We start from the raw sequence: 24,897 nt of genomic DNA on the forward strand, positions 1-24,897 counted from the left end.
AAAAAAGAGAGAGGGGCTTGTCGTGAATCACTCATTTCGATCGATATGGAGCGAAGCCGCCGGCTGCTGGGTGGCGGTCGCGGAAACGGCCCGGGCGCGCGGCAAGCGTTCGGGCGGCGAATCGGGCGCAAGCCGCCGTGCCGGCCGCATCGCGGCCCGTTGCTCGCCGCTGCGTGTCGTCGCGCTCGGCGCCGCGCTGGCCGCGCTGTCGGCCGGCTCCGCGTACGCATCGACGTGCGGCGACGGCTCCGCGGTCACGAGCGGCGGCACCTGCGCGCTCGGCAGCTACAGCCCGACCGTGAATGACAACCTGGCCGGCGCCACGACCGTGTCGGGCGGCGACACGGTCGGCGTGACGGGTGCATGGACGAGCGCCGGCGGCGACCCCGGCTATACGCTCACGCCGATCGGCAATACGTCGATCGTGTCGGGCAACCCGAACCAGCCGCTGCTGTCGCTCGGTGGCAAGACGCAGAGCGTCAGCACGCCCGACTCGATCACGGGCACCCATACGTCGATCGCCACGTACGACTCGTCCGCGTTCGCCGCGTCGACGGCGGGCGCGACCAACGTGCCCGTCTACCAGGACGTGAACGGCAACCAGTACGTGAACCTTCGGCTCGGCACCGTCGACAGCACCGGCGGCACGCTGAACGTGTCGATCGGCAATCCGGCGAACGCGCCCGACGCGGCCGGCAACGCGATCTCGATCGCGCCGAAGCAGACCGACCTGACCTTCGCGGACGGCACCGGTTCCGCAAAAAGCGTCGTCAACTGGAATTCGCGTAACCAGATCTGGCTCGGCACCGGCGACTATCTCGCGAGCGGCGGCGCCGTCGGCCAGGTCCAGCTCGACGTGCCGACCTATGCGGGCACCTTCACCGCGTTCGACGGCAGCACGTGGACGGTGAGCGACGCCGCGTCGCTCGCCGCGTACAACGACTTCCTCGCGCGCGCCGTGCGCAGCGGCGCGCTCGGCTCGCAAGCGGCGTACGACACCGCGTTCGGCCAGGCCGTCACCTTCACGCAGGAAACCTTCCAGTACGCGAACAACGTGTCGTCCGGCGACAAGAACACGCTGCCGATCGACCATCTGTCGGTGATGCACGGCACGGGCGCGAACGCGACGCTGCAGATCGGCAAGGACGGCCAGATCGACTTCCGCGGCACCAACACGATCGAATCGAGTTCGGCCGTCCTCGCGGAAAACGGCGCGCACTTCGTCAACGACGGCCGCCTGTCCGGCGACTTCACGCTGGTGCGCCTGCTCAGCGGCGCGAGCGGCGTCAACAACGGCGTGATCTCGGCCGGCTACGCGTCCGGCGACAACGTCGACACGAGCAGCAGCACGCCGCCCGACAACTTCGGGTTCCACGCGTACACCGAGGGCAACGGCGTGTACGCAAGCGGCACGGGCACGACGTTCGTGAACAACGGCGTGATGAACGTCGGCGCCTGGACGCTCGACGGCAACCGCCCCGACCTGCAGAACTACGCGGTGGGCGTGACGGGCGGCGCGACCGCATCGAACGCCGGCACGATCAACGTGGGTGTCAACGCGACGACGCTCGACAGCCAGGTGATCGGCGGCTTCGCGGCCGGCGGCACCTTCACCAACGAGGCCGGCGGCACGATCCAGCTCGGCCGCGCGGCCCAGTACGCGCCCGGGGCAGCGGCGAACGACGTCGCGCTGTCCGCGCGCGCGTACGGGATCCTGCTCGGCGCGTCGGGCACGGCCAGCAATCTCGGCTCGATCGTGATCGGCTCGCAGACGCAGAACGGCGCGGGGATGGCGAGCGTCGGCTCGTCGTCCGGCACGCTGCGCAACGCGGGCTCGATCGTCGTGAACGGCGCGGCGCCCGGCACGCCGCTCGCGAACGTCGGCATGCTCGCGGCCAACACGGCCGCGACCGTCACCAACACCGGCACGATCACGCTGAACGGCGTGAACGGGATCGGCATCATGGTGGTGGGCACCTCGACCGCGACGGCCGCGACGTCGACCGGGACGATCAACGTGGCCGGCGGGCTCGATCCGGCCTCGGACACGCGCAACTACGGCGTGTGGGCCGAAGGATCGCGCGCGCAGGCCACGGTCGACGGCGCGCTCAACCTGACGGGCAACGGCGCGATCGGCGTCCATGCGCGCTCGGGCGCGACCATCGACGTCGGCGCGAACGCGGTGCCCCGCTTCATGTCGGGCACGAACCAGATCGGCTTCTATGCGTATGGCGCGGGCTCGAGGATCAACGTCGCCGCGCAGCACCTGAGCGTCGATACCGACGATTCGACGCTGTTCCGGATCGCGGGCGGCGCGGCCTATACGGGCGCGTCGGCCGCCGGAACGCTGACGACGGACGTGACCGGCCGGCGTGCGCGCGGCGTGCTCGCGACCGGCGCCGGCACGACGCTGTCGACCGGCAACGCCACCTACAACGTCAACGGCGCGAACGGCATCGCGGTGGCGGTCGAAGGTGGCGCGCAGGGCTCGATCGACGCCGGCGCGACGATCAACCTGAATGCAGCCGGCGCGATCGCCGGTGTCGTCGACGGCCAGGCGCACGACCTCGCCGGCGCGAATGCCGGCGCGCCGGTCGCGACGACGCTGGCCAACGCTGCGGCGGTCACCTCGTCGAGCGCGGGCGTGACGGGTTTCGTCGCGCGCAACCTCGGCACGCTCGAGAACCGCGGCTCGGTGCTGCTGACCGGCGCCGGCTCGACGGGCGTCGTGATCGGCGCGCTCGGCACGGTGAACAACGCATCGGCGATCCACGTGTCGAACGGCACCGGCGCGCTCGTGCAGGGCGCGTCGGCGACGCTCGCCAACGCAGGCACGATCGAGGCCGACGACGGCGTCGCGGGCGTGCACCTGACCGGCGCGGGCGCGTCGGTCGCGCTGTCGGGCGCGGGCACGGTCATCGCCAACGGCAGTGCCGACGGCGTGCGGGTCGATGCGAGCGTCGCGGACGGCGGGATCGCGGCCGGCGCGACGTCGATCGCGGTGGGCGGCGCCGGCAAGGGCATCGACAACCTCGGCACGAACACCACGATCGCGCTGTCGGGCACGCAGATCGGCACGACCGGCAACGGCGCCGACGGGCTGTCGTCGACGGGCGCCGGCGCGCGCATCGCGACCGATGCGGCGACCGTCGTGCGCACCGCCGGCGACACCGCACGCGGCGTCGTGGTGGCGGGCGCGGATTCGACGCTCGCGGCCAACGGCACGACGGTCGCGACGACGGGCGCCGGCGCGCACGCGATCGTCGCGGGCAGCGGCGCGAGCGCGTGGCTGTCGGGCGCGAAGGTTTCCACGGCCGGTGCGGCGGCCGACGGCCTCGTCGCGCAGAACGGCGGCCGCATCGGCGACATGGGTTCGTCGATCGCGAGCGCGGCCGGCAACGGCGCGAACGTCGACAGCGGCGGCGTGCTCGCGCTGACCGGCACGACGCTCAAGGGCGCGACCGCCGGCGTGCTGAGCACCGACACGCTCGCGACCGGCGCGACGAGCGCGGTGCTCGTCGACGGCGGCAGCGTCGCGTCCGTCGCCGGGCCGGCGTTCGCCGCACGCGGCGGTACAGTCGACATCGCGGTGCGCAACGGCACCGTCGTGACTGCCGGCAACGGCACGCTGCTGGACCTCGCGAACGGCAGCACGGCGACCTTCAACGCATCGGCGGTCAACCTGAGCGGCGACATCGTCTCCGACGCGTCGAGCAACGGCAACGTGCTCCTGACGAACGGCACGACGCTCACCGGCAAGATCGACCCGGTCGCGCTGACCGTCGACGGCACGAGCACGTGGCGCATGACCGGCAGCTCCGTGCTGAGCAGCCTGAACAACGCAGGCCTCGTTGCATTCGCCGCACCGTCCGGCGCGCCGACGGCCGCAGGCAGCTACCGGACGCTGACCACCGGCAGCTACGTCGGCTACGGCGGCACGATCGCGCTGAACACCTACCTCGGCGCGGATGCGTCGCCGACCGACCGGCTGATCGTGAACGGCGGCACCGCGAGCGGCACGACGGGGCTGAAGATCGCGAACACGGCCGGCACCGGCGCGCAGACGACCGGCGACGGGATTCCGGTGGTCGTCACGGCCAACGGCGGCACGACCGCCGCGTCGGCGTTCCATCTGGCGGGGCCGGTGCAGGCCGGCGCATACGAATACCGGCTCTATCGCGGCGGACAGAGCGATGCGAACGGCTGGTACCTGCGCTCGCAACTCGACCCGACCGATCCTGACGATGCGATTCATCCGTCCGGCAACGGGAACGCCAATGGCAATGGCAACGGCAACGGCGGCAATCTCGCGTATCGCCCGGGCGTCACGGGCTATGCGATGACGCCGCTGCTGAACGCCGACTACGGCTTTTCGACGCTCGGCAAGCTGCACGAACGCGTCGGCGACATCTACAACCTCGAGAAGCAGGCGCCGGGCAACCGCGACGGCGTGTGGGGCCGCATCGGCGGACAGAGCCTCGACGCGAACGCGGGCCGCTTCGCGGCGGACGAGCGCACGTTCTTCGCGCAGTTCGGCAAGGACTGGACGCTCGCGCAGGCTGCGGCCGGCGGCACCACGCATGCGGGCGTGACGGCGAGCATCGGCGTCGCGAACGCGAGCTTCGACGACATGGCCCGTGCCGATACGCCGGGCCTGTCCACGTCGACGGGCTCGGTCGAGATGCACGCGCAGAGCGTCGGCGGCTACTGGACGCGCTACTTGGCCGACGGCACCTACTTCGACAGCGTCGGCCAGGTCACGCACTACGGCAACCGGTATCGCAACAGCTACGGCAACGAGGCGTCGCAGAACGGCTTCGGCATCGCGCTGTCGCAGGAAGTCGGCAAGCCGTTCGGGATCGGCGGCACACCGATCGCGGTCGAACCGCAGGCGCAGCTGATGTATCAGTACCTGAAGCTGAACGGCTTCAACGACAACGTGTCGGCCGTATCGGGCACGACGACGAACGCGTTGCGCGGGCGCGTCGGCGTGCGGATCTTCCGGCCGAACCTCGACGCGAACGCGGGCGGCGGCGCCGCGACGCCGTACTTCACGGCCGACGTGCTGCACGACTTCCTGTCGCCGGGCCAGACGGTCGTCGGCGGCACACCGTTCGCGACACACCTGGGCCGCACGTGGTACGAGCTGGGCCTTGGCGTGACCGCGGGCTTCGGCAAGTCGGGCGAGCTGTACGCGAACGTGAAATATGCGCGCAACCTCGGTGGCGATTACCGGCGCGGCGTCACCGGGCAGGTCGGTTACCGCTACAGCTGGTAACGCGCGACGCGGGCCGGTCCGCCGGCCCGCTGCCGACGAAAAAAAACCGCCCGGCGTTCGGCCGGGCGGTTTTCCGCATTCGCGCACACGAAGCGCGCGATGCACGAACGCTCAGTGCAGGATCTTCGCGAGGAAGTCCTTCGCGCGATCCGACCGCGGATTCGAGAAGAAATCGTCCTTGCGGTCGTCCTCGACGATCGCGCCCTTGTCCATGAAGATCACGCGATGGGCGACCTTCTTCGCGAAGCCCATTTCGTGCGTGACGACCATCATCGTCATCCCTTCCTGCGCGAGCTCGACCATCACGTCGAGCACTTCGTTGATCATCTCCGGATCGAGCGCGGACGTCGGTTCGTCGAACAGCATCGCGATCGGGTCCATCGACAGCGCACGCGCGATCGCGACGCGCTGCTGCTGGCCGCCCGACAGCTGCCCCGGAAACTTGTGCGCATGCGCCTTCAGGCCGACGCGATCGAGCAGCTTCATGCCCTTCTCGTTCGCTTCGTCCTTGCCGCGGCCGAGCACCTTGATCTGCGCGAGCGTCAGGTTCTCGGTGATCGACAGGTGCGGGAACAGCTCGAAATGCTGGAACACCATCCCGACCTTCGAGCGCAGCTTCGACAGGTTCGTCTTGCGATCGCCGACCGACTGGCCGTTCACGAGGATCTCGCCCTGCTGAAACGGCTCGAGGCCGTTGACGGTCTTGATCAGCGTCGACTTGCCCGAGCCCGACGGACCGCACACGACGACCACTTCGCCCTTGTTCACCTCGGTCGTGCAATCGGTGAGGACCTGAAACTGGCCGTACCACTTCGAAACGTTCTTGATGGAAATCATCTTGTGACCTTTTTCTGGAGACCTTTGACGAGGGCAGACGCCACCGAGCAAATCACGAAATAGCATGCACCCGCGAACAGGACCATCTCGACGGTCGTGCCGTCGCGATCGCCGACGTTGGCGGCCGTGCGGAAGAAGTCCGCGAGACTGATCACGTACACGAGCGACGTATCCTGGAACAGGACGATCGCCTGCGTGAGCAGCAGCGGCACCATCGCGCGGAACGCCTGCGGGAGGATCACGAGGCGCATCGCGTGCGCGTAGTTCATGCCGAGCGCGAACGCAGCGTTCATCTGCCCGCGCGGCACCGCCTGGATGCCGGCACGGATGATCTCGGAATAATACGCGGCTTCGAACAGCGAGAACGCGACCATCGCCGACGCAAGCCGGATGTCGATCGTCGGCGACAGCCCGAGCACGCCCTGCAGCACCTGCGGCACGATCAGGAAGAACCACAGCAGCACCATCACGAGCGGGATCGAGCGGAACACCGTCACGTACGCTTTCGCGAACCACGCGAGCGGCTTCACGCCGGACAGCCGCATCAGCGCCAGCAGCGTGCCCCAGACGATGCCGACGACGATCGCGATCAGCGTGATCTTGAACGTGACGATCGCGCCGGACCACAGCGTCGGCATCGCGCCGGGAATACTACTCCAGTCGAACTGATGCATCACTTGCCTCCGATGTAGCCGGGCAGCCGCGTACGGCCTTCGATCCAGCGCATGAACGACATCACGACGAGGTTGATGACCACGTACGCGAGCGTCACCGCGATGAACGACTCGTAGGTCTGCGCGGTGTAGTCGACGAGCTGGCGCGCTTGCGCGGACAGGTCGAGCAGGCCGATCGTCGACGCGACGGCGGAGTTCTTGAAGATGTTCAGGAACTCGGACGTGAGCGGCGGCACGATGATCCGGTAGGCCACCGGCAGCAGCACGTAGCGGTACGTCTGCCATTGCGTGAAGCCCATCGCGAGGCCGGCTGCGCGCTGGCCCTTCGGCAGCGCGTTGATGCCCGAGCGCACCTGTTCGCACACGCGCGCACCGGTGAACAGGCCGAGACAGACGATCGACGCGGTGAAGAACTGCGTGGTCGGCGGTAGTTGCTTGATCCAGGTGCCGACCGACGCGGGCAGCAGCTCGGGCACGACGAGGTACCAGATGAAGAACTGCACGATCAGCGGGACGTTCCGGAAGATCGACACGTAGACGGTGCCGATCGCGGACAGCCATTTGTTCGGCACCGTGCGCAGCACGCCGAACAGCGAACCGACGATCAGCGCGATGACCCAGGCGACGAGCGACACTTCGATCGTCACCCAGAAGCCCGACATCAGCCATCCGAAATAAGTCGTCGGCTCGCCGGTCGAGACGGGGCTCAGGAAGATGCCCCAGTTCCAGTGGTAAGACATGGGCAAGACTCCAGCAAAAAGAAACGGAAGAAGCATGGCCTCTTCCGTTTCAGTAGCGTCATTACTGCGTCAACGTCCGTGTGGTCAGTCGAGCGCCTTGTCGTTCGGGTTCGCGTACAGCTTCTTCATCGAATCGGACAGCGGGAAGTTCAGGTTCAGCCCCTTCGGCGGAATCGGGCTCTCGAACCACTTCGCGTAGATCTTCGCGGCTTCGCCCGACTTCTCGACTTGCGAGATCGCGTCGTCGACCACCTTCTTGAAGTCGGTATCGCCCTTGCGCATCATGCAGCCGTAAGCCTCTTCCGACTGCGGCGTGCCGACGATCACCCACTCGCCCGGCTGCTTCGCCTTCGCGCGCTCGCCCGCGAGCAGCGCGTCATCCATCATGAACGCGACCGCGCGGCCCGACTCGAGCGTGTTGAACGAGTCGCCGTGATCCTTCGCGCTGATGATGTTCATGCCGAGCTGCTTGTCGTTGTTCATCTTGCGCAGCAGGCGCTCGGACGTCGTGCCGGCGGTGGTCACGACCGTCTTGCCCTTCAGGTCGGCGAAGTCCTTCACGCCCGAATCCTTCTTCGTCATCAGGCGCGTGCCGATCACGAAGATCGTGTCGGAGAACGCGGCTTGCTGCTGACGCTCGGTATTGTTGGTCGTCGAGCCGCACTCGATGTCGACCGTGCCGTTCTGCACGAGCGGGATGCGGTTCTGCGACGTGACCGGGATGTTCTTGACCTGCAGGTTCGGCAGGCTCAGCTTCTTCTTCACCGCGTCCACGACCTTCATCTGGAATTCGCGCGAATAGCCGACGACCTGCTGGTTCTGGTCATAGTAGGAGAACGGGATCGACGATTCGCGGTGCCCCAGCGCGATCACGCCCGTGTCCTTGATCTTCTTCAGCGTGCCGGTCTCCTGTGCATGCGCGCCGCTCGCGAACGCGCACAGCGCCGCGACCATCAGGACTGCCTTGTGGTATTTCATTTTGGTCATCTCCTTTGCTAAAACCCGCGCCAGTGTATCAAAGTAATATTTTTGAAAGAACTGGTTGTTTACCGCACTACGAATCGCCCTGTACGAAGCCTTCCTCCCGGCTTCGGGCGCGCTTGTGACGCATGAATGCACGCGCGGGCGGTGCCGGATTCGGCACCGCCCGCGAGGGATCATGCACGCAATCGGTGGATTGCGTCACGCTGTGATCGTAGTCAACCGATCGCCGATCGGCAATGGCCGATCGGCGACGCCCGATCAGGGGTACAGGCCGCGCATTTCGCGCGCCATCAGGATGCGCTTGCACGCGACGATGAACGCCGCCGTACGCACCGACACCTTGTGCTCTTCCGAAACCGCCCACACGCCGGCGAACGCTTCGCGCATCACGCGCTCGAGACGGTGGTTGATCTCGTCTTCCGTCCAGAAGAAGCTCGAGAAGTCCTGCACCCACTCGAAGTACGACACGGTCACGCCACCCGCGTTCGCGATCACGTCCGGGATCACGAGCACGCCATTCGCGCTCAGGATGTCGTCGGCCGCCGTCGTCGTCGGGCCGTTCGCGCCTTCGACGATGATCTTCGTGCGGATCTTCGATGCGTTCTTCTCGGTGATCTGGTTTTCCAGTGCCGCCGGGATCAGGATGTCGGTCTCGACCGTCCAGAACTCGTCGTTCGGCATCGGCTCCGCGCCTTCGAAGCCCGCGACGCCGCCCGTGCGTGCCACGTGGTCGAGCAGCTTGTTCGAATCGAGGCCGGCCGGCCGGTAGATCGTGCCCGTGTGATCCTGCACCACGATCACCTTCGCACCCGCTTCCTGGAACAGCTTCGCCGCGATGCCGCCGACGTTGCCGAAGCCCTGCACCGCGATGCGCGCGCCTTCGATTTCGAGGCCCTTCTTCTTCGCCGCTTCGCAGCCGACGACGAACACGCCGCGGCCCGTCGCTTCCTTGCGGCCGAGCGAACCGCCGAGCGAGATCGGCTTGCCGGTCACGACGCCGGTCGACGTCTGCCCCTGGTTCATCGAGTAGGTGTCCATCATCCACGCCATCACCTGTTCGTTGGTGTTGACGTCCGGCGCCGGAATGTCGGTATTCGGTCCGATGATGATGCCGATTTCGCTGGTGTAGCGACGCGTCACGCGCTCGAGCTCACCGCGCGAGAGCTTGCGCGGGTCGACGCGGATGCCGCCCTTCGCGCCGCCGTACGGCACGTTCACGGCCGCGTTCTTCACCGACATCCATGCCGACAGCGCCATCACTTCCGACAGCGTCACGTCCTGGTGGTAGCGCACGCCGCCCTTGCCCGGACCGCGCGACACGTTGTGCTGCACGCGATAGCCTTCGAAGTGCGCGACGGTGCCGTTGTCGAGCTCGATGGGGCAGTCGACGATCAGGATGCGCTTCGGACGCTTCAGCGTTTCGAGCCAGCGCGACAGCGAACCGAGGTACGGCGCGACGCGATCGACCTGCTGAAGGTAGTTGCCCCACGGGCCGAGATCGTCGGCGTGCAGGTAGGACGGGATGGACTGCAGTTGCGAAGACATGGATGCTCCAACGTTCAACGGATTGCGCACATTGTCGAAAAACCCATTTTTTTTATCCAATGCCGTTTGCTTATTCGATTATGCGTTTCTTGCATGATCGGGATTTTTCGCAAATCCGCGGTCGATTTGCGCAAGAACGCCCGCGATCGGTCGTGCATCGCGTTGGGCGAGAATCGTTGGCGAAATATGCGGGACGCTCGCCGGGCAGCAGTCCGACACGCGCGGCAAGCTCGTCGTCAGCCGCGCGCGGCCGTGCTCGATCCCGTCATTCGGCCGTGTCGCGCAATTCGTCGCGCACGACTTCCCACAACGCGCGCACGAGCTTCTGGCGCGGATCGTCGCCCTGCAGCGCGAGCTTGTCGCAGTACAGGCGAATCTCCATCGTCAGCGTGTACGGATGCGTGCCGCCGCGCGCGGAACGGTCGAGCCGGATCAGCCGGCCGCCGGCCACCGCGTCCTCGACCGCGCTGTGCGGCAGGAACGCGACGCCGTGCCCCGCGAGCGCCATCGCCTTCAGCCCTTCGGCCATGTCGGTTTCGTACACGCGATCGAGGAACAGCCGCGTCGGTGCGTTCGCAACGATGACTTCGGTCATCCGGCCGAGATACGCGTTCGGCGTATACGACAGGTACGGCACCCGCGCATCGGCCGTGCCCGGCAGCGTGTAGCGCGGCCGGCCGGCGCGGCCCGGCGCCGAGAACGCGCTGATCGGCTCGCTGCCGAGGACCAGCATGTCGTAGCGCGCCGGGTCGAGCGCGACCGGGTGGCTCGGGTGGTGGTAGCCCATCACGAGATCGCAGCCGCCTTCAACGAGCGACAGCACGGCATCGTGCACGTTCAGCGCGCGCAGCCGCGTGTGGACCTGCCCCATCTTCGCCTCGATCCGCTGCAGCCAGCGCGGGAAATACGTGAGCGACAGCGTGTGCGGCACCGCGAATTCGATCGTCGGCACCGGCGCGCCGACGTGGCCGCGCAGCAGCGTGCGCGCCTCGTGCGCCTGCGACAGCATCGTCAGGGCCTGCTCGTAGAAGATCTGGCCGGCCTGCGTGAGCCGCGTCGGATAGACCGAACGATCGATCAGTTCGGTCGCGAGCCAGGCTTCCAGCGCCTGGATGCGCCGCGAGAACGCGGGCTGCGACACGTGCCGCAGTTCGGCGGACCGGCTAAAGCTGCGCGTTTCCGCGAGCGAGACGAAGTCTTCGAGCCATTTCAGTTCCATGCAGGCGGGCGCGGCGGGCGGCGGTCGGGAAGAAGCCTGCATTCTACCGGCGGGCGGGCGTGGGGCGGCGGTGTGGCGGCGGTGGCCGGCGGTGGGGTCGACGGTGGGGTCGACGGCGGGGCCGGCGGCGGGGCCGGCGGGCGGCGGCGGTGTGACAGGGGGCCCGCCGAGCCGGCCCAGGCGCCCGCCGCCAGGCCGGATGCGCGACGGCCGGCCGCCGGGTGCACGCCGATCGCCCGCAGCAGGGCCGGCCGGACCGGTTCGGCCGGAATCGACCCGCGCCAATGGTAAAATGCCGGATTCTCCTCCCCCTCGTTCGCCCCGGCTCCAAGGCCCCGCCCGATCATGTCCGACACTCGTCCCGATACGCTTTTCGCCCTCACCGCGCTCTCGCCCATCGACGGCCGCTACGCCAGCAAGACCGAAGCGCTGCGCGACTGGCTCTCCGAAGCCGCCTTCATGCGCCACCGCGTCACCGTCGAAGTGCACTGGCTGATCGCGCTGTCGCGCGCCGGCTTCGCGGAAGTCCCGCGCTTCTCCGACGCCTCCGAACAATTCCTGCTGCAGCTCGCCGAGCGCTTCACCGCGCACGACGCCGCGCGCATCAAGGAAATCGAGCGCGTGACGAACCACGACGTGAAGGCCGTCGAATACTGGCTGAAGGAATCGGTCAAGGGCCAGGCCGAGCTCGAAAAGGCCAGCGAATTCATCCACTTCGCGTGCACGTCCGAAGACATCAACAACACGTCGCACGGGATGATGCTCGCCGGCGCGCGCGAGCACGTGATCCTGCCGGCGCTGCGCACGGTCCACCAGCGCCTCGTCGCGCTGTCGCACGCGCACGCCGAGCAGCCGATGCTGTCGCGCACGCACGGCCAGCCGGCCAGCCCGACGACGCTCGGCAAGGAACTCGCGAACGTCGCCGCGCGCCTCGCCCGCGCGATCGCCCGCATCGAGAAGGTCGAGATCCTCGGCAAGATGAACGGCGCGGTCGGCAACTTCAACGCGCATCTGTCCGCGTATCCGGAATTCGACTGGGAAGCGTTCTCGCGCGACGTGATCGAGAACCGCCTGAAGCTGACGTTCAACCCGTACACGATCCAGATCGAGCCGCACGACTACATGGCCGAGCTGTTCGACGCGGTCGCGCGCGCGAACACGATCCTGCTCGACCTCGACCGCGACGTGTGGGGCTACATCTCGGTCGGCTACTTCAAGCAGAAGACGAAGGCCGGCGAAATCGGCTCGTCGACGATGCCGCACAAGGTCAACCCGATCGATTTCGAGAACTCGGAAGGCAACCTCGGCCTCGCAAACGCGACGCTGCGCCACCTCGCCGACAAGCTGCCGGTGTCGCGCTGGCAGCGTGACCTGACCGACTCGACGGTGCTGCGCAACATGGGCGTCGCGCTCGGCTACTCGCTGCTCGCGTACGACTCGCTGATCCGCGGCCTCGACAAGCTCGAAGTGAACCCGCAGCGCCTGAACGAAGATCTCGACAACTGCTGGGAAGTGCTCGCGGAGCCGGTGCAGACGGTGATGCGCCGCTACGGCATCGAGAACCCGTACGAGCAGCTGAAGGAACTGACGCGCGGCAAGGGCATCACGCGCGAAGCGCTGCAGGAATTCGTCGGCACGCTGGCGATCCCGCAGGACGCGAAGGATCGCCTGCTCGCGATGACGCCTGCGTCGTACATCGGCAAGGCCGTCGAACTGGCGAAGCGAATCGCGTAAGCGCCTCCGTTACCGGACGGAAAACGGACGGAAAAAAAGCCCGATGCGAGCAAGTTCGCATCGGGCTTTTTTCTTGGCGGCCGGCGCTCGGCCAGTGCGTCAGAAAACCGGAACCTCAGAACGAGATCATCCGCCCCGGATTCAGCGCGCTCATCACGCTCATTGCCGCCTTCGCGGCCGGAATCGCGATCGGCGACAGCTGCCGGCCGAGCGGAATCTCGCGATGGTCGATGCCGGTCAGCATCGAGAAGTCGTCGTTGCGTCCGACGAAGTCGTCGCAGATCGCCTTGCCGATCCGCACCGTCTGCGCGACGCCGTGCCCGCTCCAGCCCTGCACCATGTACATCGGCACGCGGCCGTCGGTCTTGCGGCTGTCGGTCGCGCCGTTCAGCGTGAAGTCGCTGACGCCGCTCCAGCAGTAGTCGAGCGCGAAGCGGCCGTCGTGCTGCGGGAACACCGTGTTCAGCCGCGTCAGCAGATACGCGTTGACGTCCTGCTGCGGCCAGCACGAGCCGGTGCCCTGCCCGCCGAACAGCAGCCGGTTGCCGCGCACCGGCCGGTAGTAGTCGATCTGGAACTGCGTGTCGTACACCGGCATGCCGGCCGGCATCAGCGTCGCGACATCGACGTCGAGCGGCGCCGTCACGCTCACGTACGTGAAGAACGGCACGGTGGTCGCGCCGCCGTCATCCAGCAGCCGGAACGTCGTGTTGTGCAGCGCGAGCACGACGCCGCGACGCGCGGTGATCGTGCCGCCCGGCGTCGTCGCGACGACGCCCGCGGGCGTTTCGTCGAGCTCGAGCACCTCGGTGCCCTCGTACAGCGCGCCGCCGTTCAACTGGAAGCCGTGCACGAGGCCGCGCACCAGCGCGAGCGGATGAAGCTGCCCGCCGAGCGCGTCGATCGCCGCGCCGTGATACAGGCCCGAGCGCACGTATTCGTCGTGCAGCTGATGGCGGCCGACGAGCGTCACGCCGGCGTCGCCGAGATGGCGGCGGGCGTCCGCGCCGTCGAGCAGCGCGCTCATGTGGCCCGGGTGGACCGCCGCCGTCACGTGGCCGCGCTTGCGATCGAGGTCGAGCGCGTAACGTGCGCCGATTTCATCGATCAGGTCCATCGATTCGGTCGACGCGAAGCGCCACAGCCGCTTCGCATCGTCGTGCGACAGGTAGTCGATCATGTCGGCGGCTTCCCAGCGCGCGAGGCCCGGCGTGAGCTGGCCGCCGTTGCGGCCCGACGCCGCGGAACCGACGTGATGCTTGTCGACGAGGATCGTGTCGACGCCCGCTTCCGCGAGATGCAGCGCGGCCGATGCGCCGAGCAGCCCCGAGCCGATCACCAGCACGTCGCACACGGCGTCGTGCGCGAGCGGCGCACTGTTTTCGTGGCGCGACAGCGACGCCTCGTACCAGTTGGCCGGACGTTCGCCGTCGTAGCGGGACGGATCGCTCCAGTTCCAGTTGTCCTTTTCGATGTTCAGTTGCGTCTGGTCGAAACGCGATTCGCCCTGGATCAGGGGTTTGTTGTAGGTCGTCATGATTGCACTTGCATGGTCTTGGGCCGCCAGTCGAAGGGCCGTGAGGCTTCGCGGGTGGGGCAGCCGGTTCCACTTGGGTGTCAACGAGATAAAGGGCGCGATGGCCCGTGTTGACGGCAGGCACGTGTGTGTCTGCCTGGATCCCGGGACTGTGCGAAAGCACGTATTGAAAGGTGCCGGGACACCCAATTTCTACACCGCAGAAATAATTCTACAGCGTAGAATATGCTTTCGTCAAGCTGACAGTCGCACGCCACCACCGCCCCCATGAAAGACAAACCCGCCCAAGGCCCGCGCGGCCTCGACAAGGACGCGATCGTCGCGGCCGCGCTCGCGCTGCTCGAAGAGGTCGGCGAAGCCGCGTTCAGCGTGCGCAAGCTCGCGCAGTCGGTCGGTTGCGACCCGATGAGCGTGCTATATCACTTCAAGTCGAAGGACGGCCTGACCCGTGCGATCGCGAATGCGCTGTCGCGCTCGCTGGTACCGGTCGACGACACGCTGCCATGGCGCGAGCGGCTGCGCGATCTCGCGCGCCAGTACCGCGCGCTCGCGCTGCGCTACCCGGCCGCATTCGCGCTGCTGCAGCGGCACATGAGCACCGGGCCGGCCGATCTCGCGCACATCGAGGCCGTGCATCGCGCGCTGGCCGACGCCGGCATCGCCCGTACCGCGCTGCCGGCCGTGTGCGTCGGCTGGTATGCGAGCGTGATCGGGCTCGCCGCCGCCGAGGCCGGCGGCCTCACGCGGCCCGCGAACGACGTCGAGCTCGCGGAAATGAATGCGCTGTCCGATACCGCGCATCCGCTCGTCAAATCGGCCGCCCCGCTCTATGCACGGCTCGATCCGGCCGTGGTGCATGACACGATGCTCGACGTGCTGCTCGACGGCATCGCGCGGCACGCGCACGCAACCTGACCGGCGCGCGCCGCCAACGAAAAAGGCGCCCGAAGGCGCCTTTTTCATGAAGATTGCGGCAAACCGCGCTCAGTGCTGCTGCGCGAAGCCGATCTTCACCATCACTTCATCGACGATCTGTTCGGGCGTCAACTCGATGCTGACCTCGATCGCTTCGTCCGGGCCCGGCTCCTCGAGCGTGTCGAGCTGGCTCTTCAGCAGCGACGGATCGAAGAAATGGCCGGTGCGGCTCTTCAGGCGCTCCTGCAATACCTCGAACGAACCCTTCAGATACACGAACCGCACGTCGGTGTCGGTGCCGCGCAGCACGTCGCGGTACGACCGCTTCAGCGACGAGCACGTGAACACGGCCGTCTCGCCGGCGCGCTGCTTTTCCTCGATGGCCGCGCGGATCGTGCGCAGCCACGGCCAGCGGTCGTCGTCGGTGAGCGGAATGCCGTGATGCATCTTTTCCTTGTTCGCCGCGCTGTGAAACGCGTCGCCGTCGGTATAGCTGCACGACAGGCGTTCCGCCAGCATTTCGCCGATTCGCGACTTGCCCGCGCCCGACACGCCCATTGCGATCAGAATCATTGACTACCCCTTTGTTACAAAACCAGGCTCAGCAGCAGCGTGAAGCTAAGACCGAGCACCGAGATGATGGTTTCAAGCAGCGACCAGGTCTTGAACGTCTGACCGACCGTCATCCCGAAGTATTCCTTGATCAGCCAGAAGCCGCCGTCGTTCACGTGCGAGAAGATCAGCGAGCCCGAGCCCGTCGCGAGCACCAGCAGCTCCGGGCTGACCGCCGCGCCGGACGCCGCCGCGATCGGCGCGACGATGCCGCAGGCCGTCGTCATCGCGACCGTCGCCGAGCCCGTCGCGAGACGCATCAGCGCCGCGACGAACCAGCCGAGCAGCAGCGGCGACAGATGCGCGTGCTTCGCGGTCTCGACGATCTGCTGCGAGATCCCGCTGTCGCGCAGGACGCCGCCGAAGCCGCCGCCCGCACCGACGATCAGCGTGATGCCGGCGATCGGCGCCAGACACTCGCCGCAGAACTTCTGGATCTGGTCGCGGTTGAAGCCTTGCAGCTTGCCGAACGTGAAGAAGCTCACCAGCACGGCGATCAGCAGCGCGACGTCGGAGTTGCCGGCAAAGCGCAGCAGGTTGTTCGGCAGCGACTTCGGCGCGAACACCAGGTCGGCCCAGCTGCCGACCAGCATCAGCACGACGGGCAGCAGGATCGTGAACAGCGTGATGCCGAAGCTCGGCAGTTCGCGCTTGCGGCCTTCCGTGTGCGTGTCGACGAACTGCGCGGCGAGCGGATTGTTTTCCGGCAGCTTCACGAACTTCGAGATCGCCAGCGCGAACAGCGGACCGGCGATGATCGCGGTCGGCACGCCGACGATCAGGCCGAAGGCGATCGTCTTGCCGATATCGGCGCCGTATTGCTGAACGGCCAGCAGCGCGGCCGGGTGCGGCGGGATCAGCCCGTGCACGACGGACAGGCCGGCCACCATCGGCAGGCCGACGACGAGCAGCGACTTGCCGGTGCGCTTCGCGACGTTGAACGCGATCGGGATCAGCAGCACGAAGCCGACTTCGAAGAACACCGGCAGGCCGACGATGATCGCGACGAACATCATCGCCCAGTGGATGTTCTTTTCACCGAACCAGTCGATCAGCGTGGTCGCGATCCGTTCGGCGCCGCCCGATTCGGCCATCATCTTGCCGAGCATCGTGCCGAGGCCGACGACGATCGCGATGTGGCCGAGCGTGCCGCCGGTGCCCGTTTCGAACGACTTGACGATCTTGTCCATCGGCATGCCGACGACGAGACCGAGGCCCAGCGAAACGATGATCAGCACCAGGAACGGGTAGATCTTGTAGCGCGCGATCATCAGGATCAGCGCGGCAATCGCGATCAGCGTGAATACGAGCAGCATGCTGCCTTGGACAGCCCCCATGTGGCACTCCTCCTAGAATTTGTTCGAACCGGGCGAGGTGTTGCGAGTATGCCCGGCTATGCAGGTCTCCGGAACACGGGGGTACCCCCCGTGAGGACGCTGAATTTTACTTATCTTTGCGACCCACGGATAGAACCGGTTCCATCAGCAAAAACCCTCGGTAAAACAAGCACTAAGCGCTTGCTTACCGAGGGCCAAACGATCATTTCGTACAAGTCTTAACGGGGCAATTGGCTCGCGACTTGCGCGAGGCGCGTGACCTCGGCCCAGTCCTGCGCGGCGAGCGCGGCTTTCGGCGTGAGCCAGGAGCCGCCGACGCACACGACGTTCGGCAGCTTCAGGAAATTCGGCGCGCTTTCGGCCGTGATGCCGCCCGTGGGGCAGAACTTCAGCGCCGGGAACGGGCCGTGGAACGCCTGCAGCATCGGCACGCCGCCAGCCTGCTGCGCGGGGAAGAACTTGACGATCTCGTAGCCGAATTCGAGCGCCTGGATGATGTCGCTCGGCGTCATCACGCCCGGCAGCAGCGGCAGGTCCGCGTCGAGCGACGCGAGGTGCAGGTCCTTCGTCAGGCCCGGCGACACGCCGAACTTCGCGCCCGCGCGCTTCGCCTGCGCGCAGTGCTCGGGCTTCGTGATCGTGCCGACGCCGACGACGATGTCCTCCGCGAGCTGGCTCGCGCGCTGGATCGCCTCCAGGCCCGCCGGCGTGCGCAGCGTGATCTCGAGCACCTTGACGCCGCCCGCGTGCAGCGCGCGGGACACGTGTTCACCCTGCTCGACCGAGTCGAATGCGAGCACCGGAATCACCGGGCCCAGCTTCACGATTTCGCCAATCCTCTTCATTGATGACACTCCTTGAAATTCATGCAGCGACGCCGACGGCCGTTTCGCCGACCAGCGTCCCGAAAACCGATGCGCCCTGCTCGGCCGGCGCGGCCGCCGCGCGGAACACGCCGAACAGTTCGCGCCCGAAACCCGTCTCGTTGTCGGCCTGGTGCAGCGGCTGCGCGACCGCGCGCGCTTGCCACTCGGCTTCGTCGACCTCGATGTCGAGGATGCCGGCTTCCGCGTCGATCACGAGCGTGTCGCCCGTCTGTACCTTGCCGAGCGGGCCGGCCAGCAGCGCTTCCGGCGACACGTGGATCACCGCCGGCACCTTGCCCGATGCGCCGGACATGCGGCCGTCGGTGACGAGCGCGACGTGGAAGCCCTGATCCTGCAGCACGCCGAGCAGCGGCGTCAAACGATGCAGCTCGGGCATCCCGTTCGCGCGCGCGCCCTGGAAGCGCACGACCGCGACGAAATCGCGCTTCAGCTCGCCGCGATCGAATGCCGCCTGCACGGCTTCCTGCGAATCGAACACGATCGCGGGCGCCGTCACCTTGCGGTGCTCGGGCGCGACCGCCGAAATCTTGATCACGCCGCGGCCGAGCCGGCCCTGCATCAGGCGCAGGCCGCCGTCCGGCTGGAACGGCTCGCGAATGCCGCGCAGCACCTTCGTGTCGTGGCTCTCGGCCGTGCCGTCGACCCACGTCAGCTTGCCGTCGATCAGCTTCGGCTCCTTCGTGTAGTGCGACAGGCCACGGCCGGCGACCGTCGTCACGTCTTCGTGCAGCAGCCCCCCTTCGAGCAGGTTGCGCACCAGGAACGCGACGCCACCCGCCGCGTGGAAATGGTTCACGTCCGCCTTGCCGTTCGGGTAGATCTTCGCGAGCAGCGGCACCACGGCCGACAGTTCGTCGAAATCGTTCCAGTCGATCAGCACGCCGGCCGCGCGCGCGATCGCGACGAGGTGCAGCGTGTGGTTGGTCGAGCCGCCCGTCGCGAGCAGCGCGACGATCCCGTTGACGATCGCCTTCTCGTCGATCACATGGCCGATCGGCGTGTACTGGCCGCGCTCGACCGTCAGGTCGAGCACGCGGCGCGCGGCTTCGGCCGTCAGCGCGTCGCGCAGCGGCGTGTGCGGATGGACGAACGCCGAGCCCGGCAGGTGCAGGCCCATCAGCTCCATCAGCATCTGGTTGCTGTTCGCGGTGCCGTAGAACGTGCAGGTGCCGTGGCCGTGATACGCGGCCGATTCGGCTTCGAGCAGCGCGTCGCGGCCCACTTGGCCGGTCGCGAACTGCTGGCGGATCTTCGCCTTGTCGTCGTTCGACAGGCCGCTCGTCATCGGGCCGGCCGGCACGAAGATGGTCGGCAGGTGGCCGAACTGCAGCGCGCCGATCAGCAGGCCCGGCACGATCTTGTCGCAGATGCCGAGGCAGAGCGCCGCGTCGAACATGTTGTGCGTGAGCGCGATCGCCGTGCCCATCGCGATCGCCTCGCGCGAGAACAGCGACAGCTCCATCCCGGGGTTGCCCTGCGTGACGCCGTCGCACATCGCCGGCACGCCGCCCGCGAACTGCGCGACGCCGCCGTTCTCGCGCGCGGCGGCCTTGATGATGTCGGGGAAATCCTTGTACGGCGCGTGTGCGGACAGCATCTCGTTGTACGAGGACACGATGCCGATATTCGGCTCGCGGATTGCCTTGATCTGGAACTTGTCGCTGCCTTCGAGACCCGCGAAGCCGTGCGCGAGGTTCGCGCACGACAGCGCGCCGCGCGCCGGGAACTTGCCTTGCGCGCCGTCGATGCGCTGCAGATAGGCGGAACGGGTCGATTGGCTGCGGGCGATCACGCGTTCGGTGACTTTCGCCAGAGTGGGGTGCAGCGACGTCATGCTGGGCGCTCCTGTATGCCGGACGACACCGGCGGTTGGAATCGTGGGGACGGTCGAGTACGTCGAACGAACGAAGCAAGTCTAGTAGAAAAACTACATAGAAGCAATGCAGATCAACCGGCGTGCAACCCACATTCCCGCCACCAGTAAGGCTTTACCTAGTGAAAACCCTAATTCACCACCCCGACTGAAGCAGAAATTACCGGCATTGGAGCTAGCATTTTCATGTAGATTTTCTACAATTCGATTGCGATACACTCCCTACCCGAACCCCATTTCCATTCGCCGCCCCATGCTGCCTCGCATTGAAGCGATCCGCGCCGAACTGCGCCCGTCCGAGCGCAAGCTCGCCGACTACATCCTCGCCGCGCCGCGCGAGGTGCTCGACCTCGCGATGACCGAGCTGTCGACCCGCGCCGGCGTCAGCCAGCCGACCATCGCGCGCTTCTGCCAGGCGCTCGGCTGCAGCGGCTTTCGCGAATTCAAGATCCGGCTCGCGCAGAGCGTCGCGCCGGGCGTGTCGTCGGTGTATCGCGACGTCGAGCCCGACGAGCCCGCGCCCGGCATCATCGGCAAGGTGTTCGACCGCACGATCGGGGCGCTGATCGAGGTGCGCAACAGCCTGTCGGCCGGCAGCGTCGCCGACGCGATCGCGCTGCTGTCGAACGCGTCGCGCATCGAGTTCTACGGCGCCGGCGGCTCGGGCATCGCCGCGCAGGACATCCAGCACAAGTTCTTCCGGCTCGGCGTGCCGAGCGTCGCGTATTCGGACCCGCACACGTTCTCGATGTCGTCGGCGCTGCTCGGGCCGCACGACGTCGTCGTCGCGATCTCGAACACCGGCCGCACGCGCGACATCGTCGATGCCGCGCGCTCCGCGCTCGCGTGCGGCGCGAAGGTCGTCGCGATCACGCAGAGCCATTCGCCGCTCGCGAAACTCGCGACGGTGAGCCTCGCGTCGAACGTGGCCGAGGAAACCGACGTGTTCTCGCCGATGACGTCGCGGATGTCGCATCTCGCGATCGGCGACATCCTCGCGGTCGGCGTCGCGCTGTCGCGCGGGCCCGCGCTGATGGAGCGCGTCGGCCGCGCGAAGGAGGCGATCACGCGCCGCCGGATCGACGATCCGACGAAGGATTGACGCGCACGACGCGCATATGAAAAACGGCGCCCCGAGGGGCGCCGTGTTTTCATGTGTACGTCGATCAACAGCCGGCATGCTCGTCGAAAGAGCCGCCGAAAGGGTTCAGAACGGCTTGATCACGGCCAGCGCGACCGCGGCGAGCATGCCGAGCACCGGCAGCTCGTTGAACACGCGATACCACTTGTCGGTGCGGCGGTTCTCGCCGCGCTCGAACACGCGCAGCAGGTGGCCGCAATACGCGTGGTAGACGATGAGCAGCAGCACCACCGTCACCTTCGCGTGGATCCAGCCCTGCCCCTGGCCGATGCCGATCACGAGCCAGAGCCACAGCCCGCATGCCAGCGCCGGCACCGCGATCATCGTCATGAAGCGGAACAGCTTGCGCGCCATCAGCAGCAGGCGCCGCACCGCGGCCGGATCGGTCTCCATGGCCAGGTTCACGTAGATGCGCGGCAGGTAGAACAGCCCCGCGAACCACGCGGCGATCAGAACGATATGGAACGTCTTGACCCAGAGCATTGCCATCGGTTGTGCGCCTCGCTTTACTGACGGCCTTCGCCGTGCCCGAGCACGACGTACTTCAGCGACGTGAGCCCTTCCAGGCCGACGGGGCCGCGTGCGTGCAGCTTGTCGTTCGAGATGCCGATTTCGGCGCCGAGGCCGAATTCGAAGCCGTCCGCGAAGCGCGTCGACGCGTTGACCATCACGCTGGCCGAATCGACTTCGCGCAGGAAGCGCATCGCGCGGTCGTGATCCTCGGTGACGATCGCATCGGTGTGATGCGAACCGTAGTGATTGATGTGCTCGATCGCGGCGTCGAGGCCGTCGACGACCTTGATCGCGAGCACCGGCGCGAGATATTCGGTGTGCCAGTCTTCATCGGTCGCATCGACGAGCGGGCCGACGCCCGCTTCGGCGAGCACCGCGCGCGCGGCCGCATCGACGCGCAGCTCGACCTGCTTGTCGCGATACAGCTTGCCGAGCGGCGGCAGCAGGGTCGCCGCGATGCCGCTCGCCACGAGCAGCGTTTCCATCGTGTTGCAGGTGCCGTAGCGGTGCGTCTTCGCGTTGTCGCACACGGTCAGCGCCTTCGCGAGATCGGCGCGATCGTCGACATACACGTGGCAGATGCCGTCGAGGTGCTTGATCATCGGCACGCGTGCCTCGTTGATCAGGCGCTCGATCAGGCTCTTGCCGCCGCGCGGCACGATCACGTCGACGTATTCGGTCATCGTGATCAGCTTGCCGACCGCGGCGCGATCGGCGGTCGCGACGACCTGCACGGCATCCTGCGGCAGCCCGGCCGCCTCGAGCCCCTCGCCGATCAGCTTCGCGAGCGCCGCGTTCGATTCGAGCGCCTCGGAGCCGCCGCGCAGGATCGTCGCGTTGCCCGACTTCAGGCACAGCGCGGCCGCGTCGATCGTCACGTTCGGGCGCGACTCGTAGATGATGCCGATCACGCCGAGCGGCACGCGCATCTGGCCGACCTGGATCCCGCTCGGGCGGTACTTGAGATTGCCGATCTCGCCGATCGGATCGGCCAGCGACGCGACCTGGCGCAGACCTTCGACCATCGTCTTCAGCGCGTTGTCGGACAGCGTCAGGCGATCGATGAACGCCGCGTCGAGACCCTTTTCGCGGGCACGGGCGACGTCGCGTGCATTCGCATCCTTCAGCGCCTGCGCGTCGCGCTCGATCGCGCGGGCCACGGCGTCGAGCGCCGAGTTCTTCGCGGCCGTGCTGGCGCGCGCCATCGCGCGGGAAGCGTGCCGGGCACGGCGGCCCAGGTCCGTCATGTACTGGTCGATATCCATCGTGTGACTCGAGAAGCGAGCCGCTTGGCGCGGCGTGAGTTCGTGGGGAAGCATGAGGCGCGGCGGCAGGCCGGCCGCGCCGGCTTATCGAAATATTGTAAGCGGGTTGCGATGCGTGCGCTGAAGGCCCGGCTTAACGCCGCACGCGACCCGCGGGTGGCGGTCGCTCGCCGCGGGCGCCGGCCACCGTCATCGCGAGCTGGAACAGGCCGTCCCACGGGTCGGGCGGCGGATCGTCCTGCGAGCGGCGGCCCGGCGTGATCGCCGACAGCCCCTTCACCTGCCGGTCGAGTTTCGCGGCGAACGCGAGCGCCTTCTCGAGCACGGGTTCCGACACGCGGTTCAGCGCGGGGCCGATCAGCCGCTCGCGCGGGCCCCACACGCGGTTCTCGCGCAGCAGCGTGGCGAGCGGCTTGCCGGCCGTCGTGCCGCGCTTGATCCGCAGCAGCGTGCGCAATTCCTCGACGACGGCCCACATCACGAGCACGATCGCCTCGCCCTCGCCCTTCAGCCCGTCGATCATCCGCGCGAGCCGCGCGGCATCGCCCGCGAGCATCGCCTCGTTCAGCTTGAACACGTCGTAGCGCGCGACGTTCAGCACCGCGTCGTGCACCTGCTCGAACGACAGCACGCCCTGCGGATAGAGCAGCCCGAGCTTCTGGATTTCCTGATGCGCGGCGAGCAGGTTGCCCTCGACGCGCTCCGCGATGAACTGCAGCGCGCGCCGCCCGTCGTCGCCGGGCGCGACGCGCTGGCCCTGCATCGAGAGACGCTGGCCGATCCAGTTCGGCAGCTGCGCGCGCTCGACCGGATCGATCTTCAGCGCGACGCCGCCGTTCTGCAGCGCGGTAAACCATGCGGATTTCTGCGTTGCCGCGTCGAGGCGCGGCAACGTGACGAGCATCAGCGCGTCGGGGTTGGGGGTCGCCGCGAGCGTCTTCAGCGCGTCGGCGCCTTCCTTGCCCGGCTTGCCCGACGGAATCCGCAGCTCGATCAGCTGGCGCTCGCCGAACAGCGACATCGCCTGGGTCGCGCCGAGCAGCACGCTCCAGTCGAAGCCGCGCTCGACCGTATGCACCGAACGCTCGGTGAAGCCGGCCGCGCGCGCGGCCGCACGAATGCGGTCGCACGCTTCCTGCGCGAGCAGCGGCTCGTCGCCGTAGACGGTGTAGAGCCCGGCCATCCCCTTCGCGAGGTGCGGCTCCAGCGCATCAAGTCGCAATTGCATCGGTGCGTGCGCCGGCGATCACAGCGGCGGCGGCGGCAGCGGCGCGCGCGGCGCGACGCCCGGCACCACGTCCTCCGGCGCCGGCGTCAGCGAGTGGACGATCGCGAGACGCCGCATCAGCTGGTCAACCGCGTCGTTCTGCATGTCGGCGTACAGAATCTCGGCTTCCTGCGCCTTCGCGTTGGTGTACTGATCGCTGTACGTCATCGCGCGGTTCAGCGCGATCGCGCTCGGCGGGATCAGCAGCGTGCCGTCCTGGCTCGTCAGCGTGAAATTCAACGTGTAGTAGAGCGCATATTCCTGCGCGGAGCCGTACTTGTTGAGCGTCAGCGTGTTCTGCCCGCGCGACTCCGACATGCGCAGCACGGCATCGGCTTCGTCCATCGACTTGACGATCTTCGTGTCGCTGCCGGCCTCGACGAGGCGCACGAGCCGCGCCTCGACGGGCGCCGGCGCGCCGGCCACCAGCAGGCGCTTGAACGCGTAGTCCTGCCGGCCGCGCAACTGGAAACCGCATGCCGACAGCGCGACCGCGCTGCCGACGAGCCCCAAAAACGATCTGCGGATCACCTTCGCTC

General features: G+C 67.4%; 19 protein-coding genes. 4 read left to right on the top strand and 15 right to left on the bottom strand.

Annotation, left to right across the window (positions count from 1 at the left end):
* Nucleotides 1–22 precede the first annotated feature (22 nt).
* On the top strand, nt 23–5,278 hold the full coding sequence (locus SB771_RS19705) for an autotransporter outer membrane beta-barrel domain-containing protein (protein WP_175661511.1): 5,256 nt from the start codon (nt 23–25) through the stop codon (nt 5,276–5,278).
* A 111-nt stretch (nt 5,279–5,389) separates the two neighbouring features.
* Here SB771_RS19705 and SB771_RS19710 read toward each other — a convergent pair whose 3' ends face one another.
* From SB771_RS19710 to SB771_RS19735, 6 genes are all read right to left on the bottom strand, one after another.
* Nucleotides 5,390–6,115, bottom strand: coding sequence for an amino acid ABC transporter ATP-binding protein (locus SB771_RS19710; protein WP_006755150.1), 726 nt, complete (start codon nt 6,113–6,115; stop codon nt 5,390–5,392).
* Entirely contained in the window at nt 6,112–6,789 is a 678-nt protein-coding gene (gltK, locus tag SB771_RS19715; protein ID WP_011655973.1) for a glutamate/aspartate ABC transporter permease GltK, read from the bottom strand. The genes SB771_RS19710 and gltK overlap by 4 nt, the downstream gene beginning before the upstream one ends.
* The gene (locus SB771_RS19720) at nt 6,789–7,529 is read right to left on the bottom strand and encodes an amino acid ABC transporter permease (protein WP_175661512.1); all 741 of its coding nucleotides are present in this window, start codon (nt 7,527–7,529) and stop codon (nt 6,789–6,791) included. Before SB771_RS19720 ends, gltK begins: the two co-directional genes overlap by 1 nt.
* Before the next feature lie 84 nt (nt 7,530–7,613).
* Nucleotides 7,614–8,507, bottom strand: coding sequence for a glutamate/aspartate ABC transporter substrate-binding protein (locus tag SB771_RS19725; RefSeq protein ID WP_166726363.1), 894 nt, complete (start codon nt 8,505–8,507; stop codon nt 7,614–7,616).
* A gap of 264 nt (nt 8,508–8,771) precedes the next feature.
* Nucleotides 8,772–10,058 (bottom strand): Glu/Leu/Phe/Val family dehydrogenase, encoded by a 1,287-nt coding sequence (locus SB771_RS19730; RefSeq protein ID WP_011655970.1) that lies wholly within the window; start codon nt 10,056–10,058, stop codon nt 8,772–8,774.
* Between the two features lie 265 nt (nt 10,059–10,323).
* Nucleotides 10,324–11,277 carry a LysR substrate-binding domain-containing protein gene (locus SB771_RS19735; protein WP_006755145.1) on the bottom strand — a complete coding sequence of 318 codons (954 nt, stop codon included), beginning with the start codon at nt 11,275–11,277 and terminating at the stop codon, nt 10,324–10,326.
* A 345-nt stretch (nt 11,278–11,622) separates the two neighbouring features.
* Between SB771_RS19735 and purB the strand changes: the two genes are divergently transcribed.
* A complete protein-coding gene (gene purB, locus SB771_RS19740; protein WP_105834726.1) occupies nt 11,623–13,011 on the top strand; it encodes an adenylosuccinate lyase in 1,389 nt (462 codons plus the stop codon).
* Between the two features lie 115 nt (nt 13,012–13,126).
* Here the strand turns inward: purB and SB771_RS19745 are convergent, their stop codons facing one another.
* The gene (locus SB771_RS19745) at nt 13,127–14,548 is read right to left on the bottom strand and encodes an NAD(P)/FAD-dependent oxidoreductase (protein WP_175657201.1); all 1,422 of its coding nucleotides are present in this window, start codon (nt 14,546–14,548) and stop codon (nt 13,127–13,129) included.
* 267 nt (nt 14,549–14,815) lie between these two features.
* Between SB771_RS19745 and SB771_RS19750 the strand changes: the two genes are divergently transcribed.
* On the top strand, nt 14,816–15,463 hold the full coding sequence (locus tag SB771_RS19750; protein ID WP_175661513.1) for a TetR/AcrR family transcriptional regulator: 648 nt from the start codon (nt 14,816–14,818) through the stop codon (nt 15,461–15,463).
* A 69-nt stretch (nt 15,464–15,532) separates the two neighbouring features.
* Here SB771_RS19750 and SB771_RS19755 read toward each other — a convergent pair whose 3' ends face one another.
* From SB771_RS19755 to edd, 4 genes are all read right to left on the bottom strand, one after another.
* A complete protein-coding gene (locus SB771_RS19755; protein WP_006753807.1) occupies nt 15,533–16,036 on the bottom strand; it encodes a gluconokinase in 504 nt (167 codons plus the stop codon).
* 14 nt (nt 16,037–16,050) lie between these two features.
* Nucleotides 16,051–17,412 carry a GntP family permease gene (locus SB771_RS19760; protein WP_011655965.1) on the bottom strand — a complete coding sequence of 454 codons (1,362 nt, stop codon included), beginning with the start codon at nt 17,410–17,412 and terminating at the stop codon, nt 16,051–16,053.
* A 218-nt stretch (nt 17,413–17,630) separates the two neighbouring features.
* Entirely contained in the window at nt 17,631–18,257 is a 627-nt protein-coding gene (gene eda, locus SB771_RS19765) for a bifunctional 4-hydroxy-2-oxoglutarate aldolase/2-dehydro-3-deoxy-phosphogluconate aldolase (protein WP_175661514.1), read from the bottom strand.
* A 19-nt stretch (nt 18,258–18,276) separates the two neighbouring features.
* Complete coding sequence (gene edd / locus SB771_RS19770; RefSeq protein WP_105834723.1) at nt 18,277–20,133, bottom strand: phosphogluconate dehydratase; 1,857 nt, start codon at nt 20,131–20,133, stop codon at nt 18,277–18,279.
* Between the two features lie 292 nt (nt 20,134–20,425).
* Here edd and SB771_RS19775 point away from each other — a divergent pair, with 292 nt between their 5' ends.
* Entirely contained in the window at nt 20,426–21,274 is an 849-nt protein-coding gene (locus SB771_RS19775; protein WP_050013824.1) for a MurR/RpiR family transcriptional regulator, read from the top strand.
* A 105-nt stretch (nt 21,275–21,379) separates the two neighbouring features.
* On the opposite strand, the gene SB771_RS19780 is transcribed toward SB771_RS19775, so the two are convergent.
* The 4 genes from SB771_RS19780 to lptE form a co-directional block, all read right to left on the bottom strand.
* Nucleotides 21,380–21,802 carry a CopD family protein gene (locus SB771_RS19780; protein ID WP_011655962.1) on the bottom strand — a complete coding sequence of 141 codons (423 nt, stop codon included), beginning with the start codon at nt 21,800–21,802 and terminating at the stop codon, nt 21,380–21,382.
* Nucleotides 21,803–21,819: 17 nt separating this feature from the next.
* A complete protein-coding gene (locus SB771_RS19785; protein ID WP_175661515.1) occupies nt 21,820–23,091 on the bottom strand; it encodes a glutamate-5-semialdehyde dehydrogenase in 1,272 nt (423 codons plus the stop codon).
* Nucleotides 23,092–23,224: 133 nt separating this feature from the next.
* On the bottom strand, nt 23,225–24,319 hold the full coding sequence (gene holA / locus SB771_RS19790) for a DNA polymerase III subunit delta (protein WP_011655960.1): 1,095 nt from the start codon (nt 24,317–24,319) through the stop codon (nt 23,225–23,227).
* A gap of 18 nt (nt 24,320–24,337) precedes the next feature.
* The gene (gene lptE / locus SB771_RS19795; protein WP_011655959.1) at nt 24,338–24,889 is read right to left on the bottom strand and encodes an LPS assembly lipoprotein LptE; all 552 of its coding nucleotides are present in this window, start codon (nt 24,887–24,889) and stop codon (nt 24,338–24,340) included.
* Nucleotides 24,890–24,897 lie beyond the last annotated feature (8 nt).

Origin of the sequence: Burkholderia sp. SIMBA_051 (genome assembly GCF_046534915.1) — a bacterium.
GTDB classification, from domain to species: domain Bacteria; phylum Pseudomonadota; class Gammaproteobacteria; order Burkholderiales; family Burkholderiaceae; genus Burkholderia; species Burkholderia ambifaria.

What these genes read in the sequence shown, in the direction of transcription:
- SB771_RS19710 (WP_006755150.1), bottom strand. Translation starts at nt 6,115, where the DNA reads ATGATTTCCATCAAGAACGTTTCGAAGTGGTACGGCCAGTTTCAGGTC.
- gltK (WP_011655973.1), bottom strand. Translation starts at nt 6,789, where the DNA reads ATGCATCAGTTCGACTGGAGTAGTATTCCCGGCGCGATGCCGACGCTG.
- SB771_RS19720 (WP_175661512.1), bottom strand. Translation starts at nt 7,529, where the DNA reads ATGTCTTACCACTGGAACTGGGGCATCTTCCTGAGCCCCGTCTCGACC.
- SB771_RS19725 (WP_166726363.1), bottom strand. Translation starts at nt 8,507, where the DNA reads ATGAAATACCACAAGGCAGTCCTGATGGTCGCGGCGCTGTGCGCGTTC.
- SB771_RS19730 (WP_011655970.1), bottom strand. Translation starts at nt 10,058, where the DNA reads ATGTCTTCGCAACTGCAGTCCATCCCGTCCTACCTGCACGCCGACGAT.
- SB771_RS19735 (WP_006755145.1), bottom strand. Translation starts at nt 11,277, where the DNA reads ATGGAACTGAAATGGCTCGAAGACTTCGTCTCGCTCGCGGAAACGCGC.
- purB (WP_105834726.1), top strand. Translation starts at nt 11,623, where the DNA reads ATGTCCGACACTCGTCCCGATACGCTTTTCGCCCTCACCGCGCTCTCG.
- SB771_RS19745 (WP_175657201.1), bottom strand. Translation starts at nt 14,548, where the DNA reads ATGACGACCTACAACAAACCCCTGATCCAGGGCGAATCGCGTTTCGAC.
- SB771_RS19750 (WP_175661513.1), top strand. Translation starts at nt 14,816, where the DNA reads ATGAAAGACAAACCCGCCCAAGGCCCGCGCGGCCTCGACAAGGACGCG.
- SB771_RS19755 (WP_006753807.1), bottom strand. Translation starts at nt 16,036, where the DNA reads ATGATTCTGATCGCAATGGGCGTGTCGGGCGCGGGCAAGTCGCGAATC.
- SB771_RS19760 (WP_011655965.1), bottom strand. Translation starts at nt 17,412, where the DNA reads ATGGGGGCTGTCCAAGGCAGCATGCTGCTCGTATTCACGCTGATCGCG.
- eda (WP_175661514.1), bottom strand. Translation starts at nt 18,257, where the DNA reads ATGAAGAGGATTGGCGAAATCGTGAAGCTGGGCCCGGTGATTCCGGTG.
- edd (WP_105834723.1), bottom strand. Translation starts at nt 20,133, where the DNA reads ATGACGTCGCTGCACCCCACTCTGGCGAAAGTCACCGAACGCGTGATC.
- SB771_RS19775 (WP_050013824.1), top strand. Translation starts at nt 20,426, where the DNA reads ATGCTGCCTCGCATTGAAGCGATCCGCGCCGAACTGCGCCCGTCCGAG.
- SB771_RS19780 (WP_011655962.1), bottom strand. Translation starts at nt 21,802, where the DNA reads ATGGCAATGCTCTGGGTCAAGACGTTCCATATCGTTCTGATCGCCGCG.
- SB771_RS19785 (WP_175661515.1), bottom strand. Translation starts at nt 23,091, where the DNA reads ATGGATATCGACCAGTACATGACGGACCTGGGCCGCCGTGCCCGGCAC.
- holA (WP_011655960.1), bottom strand. Translation starts at nt 24,319, where the DNA reads ATGCAATTGCGACTTGATGCGCTGGAGCCGCACCTCGCGAAGGGGATG.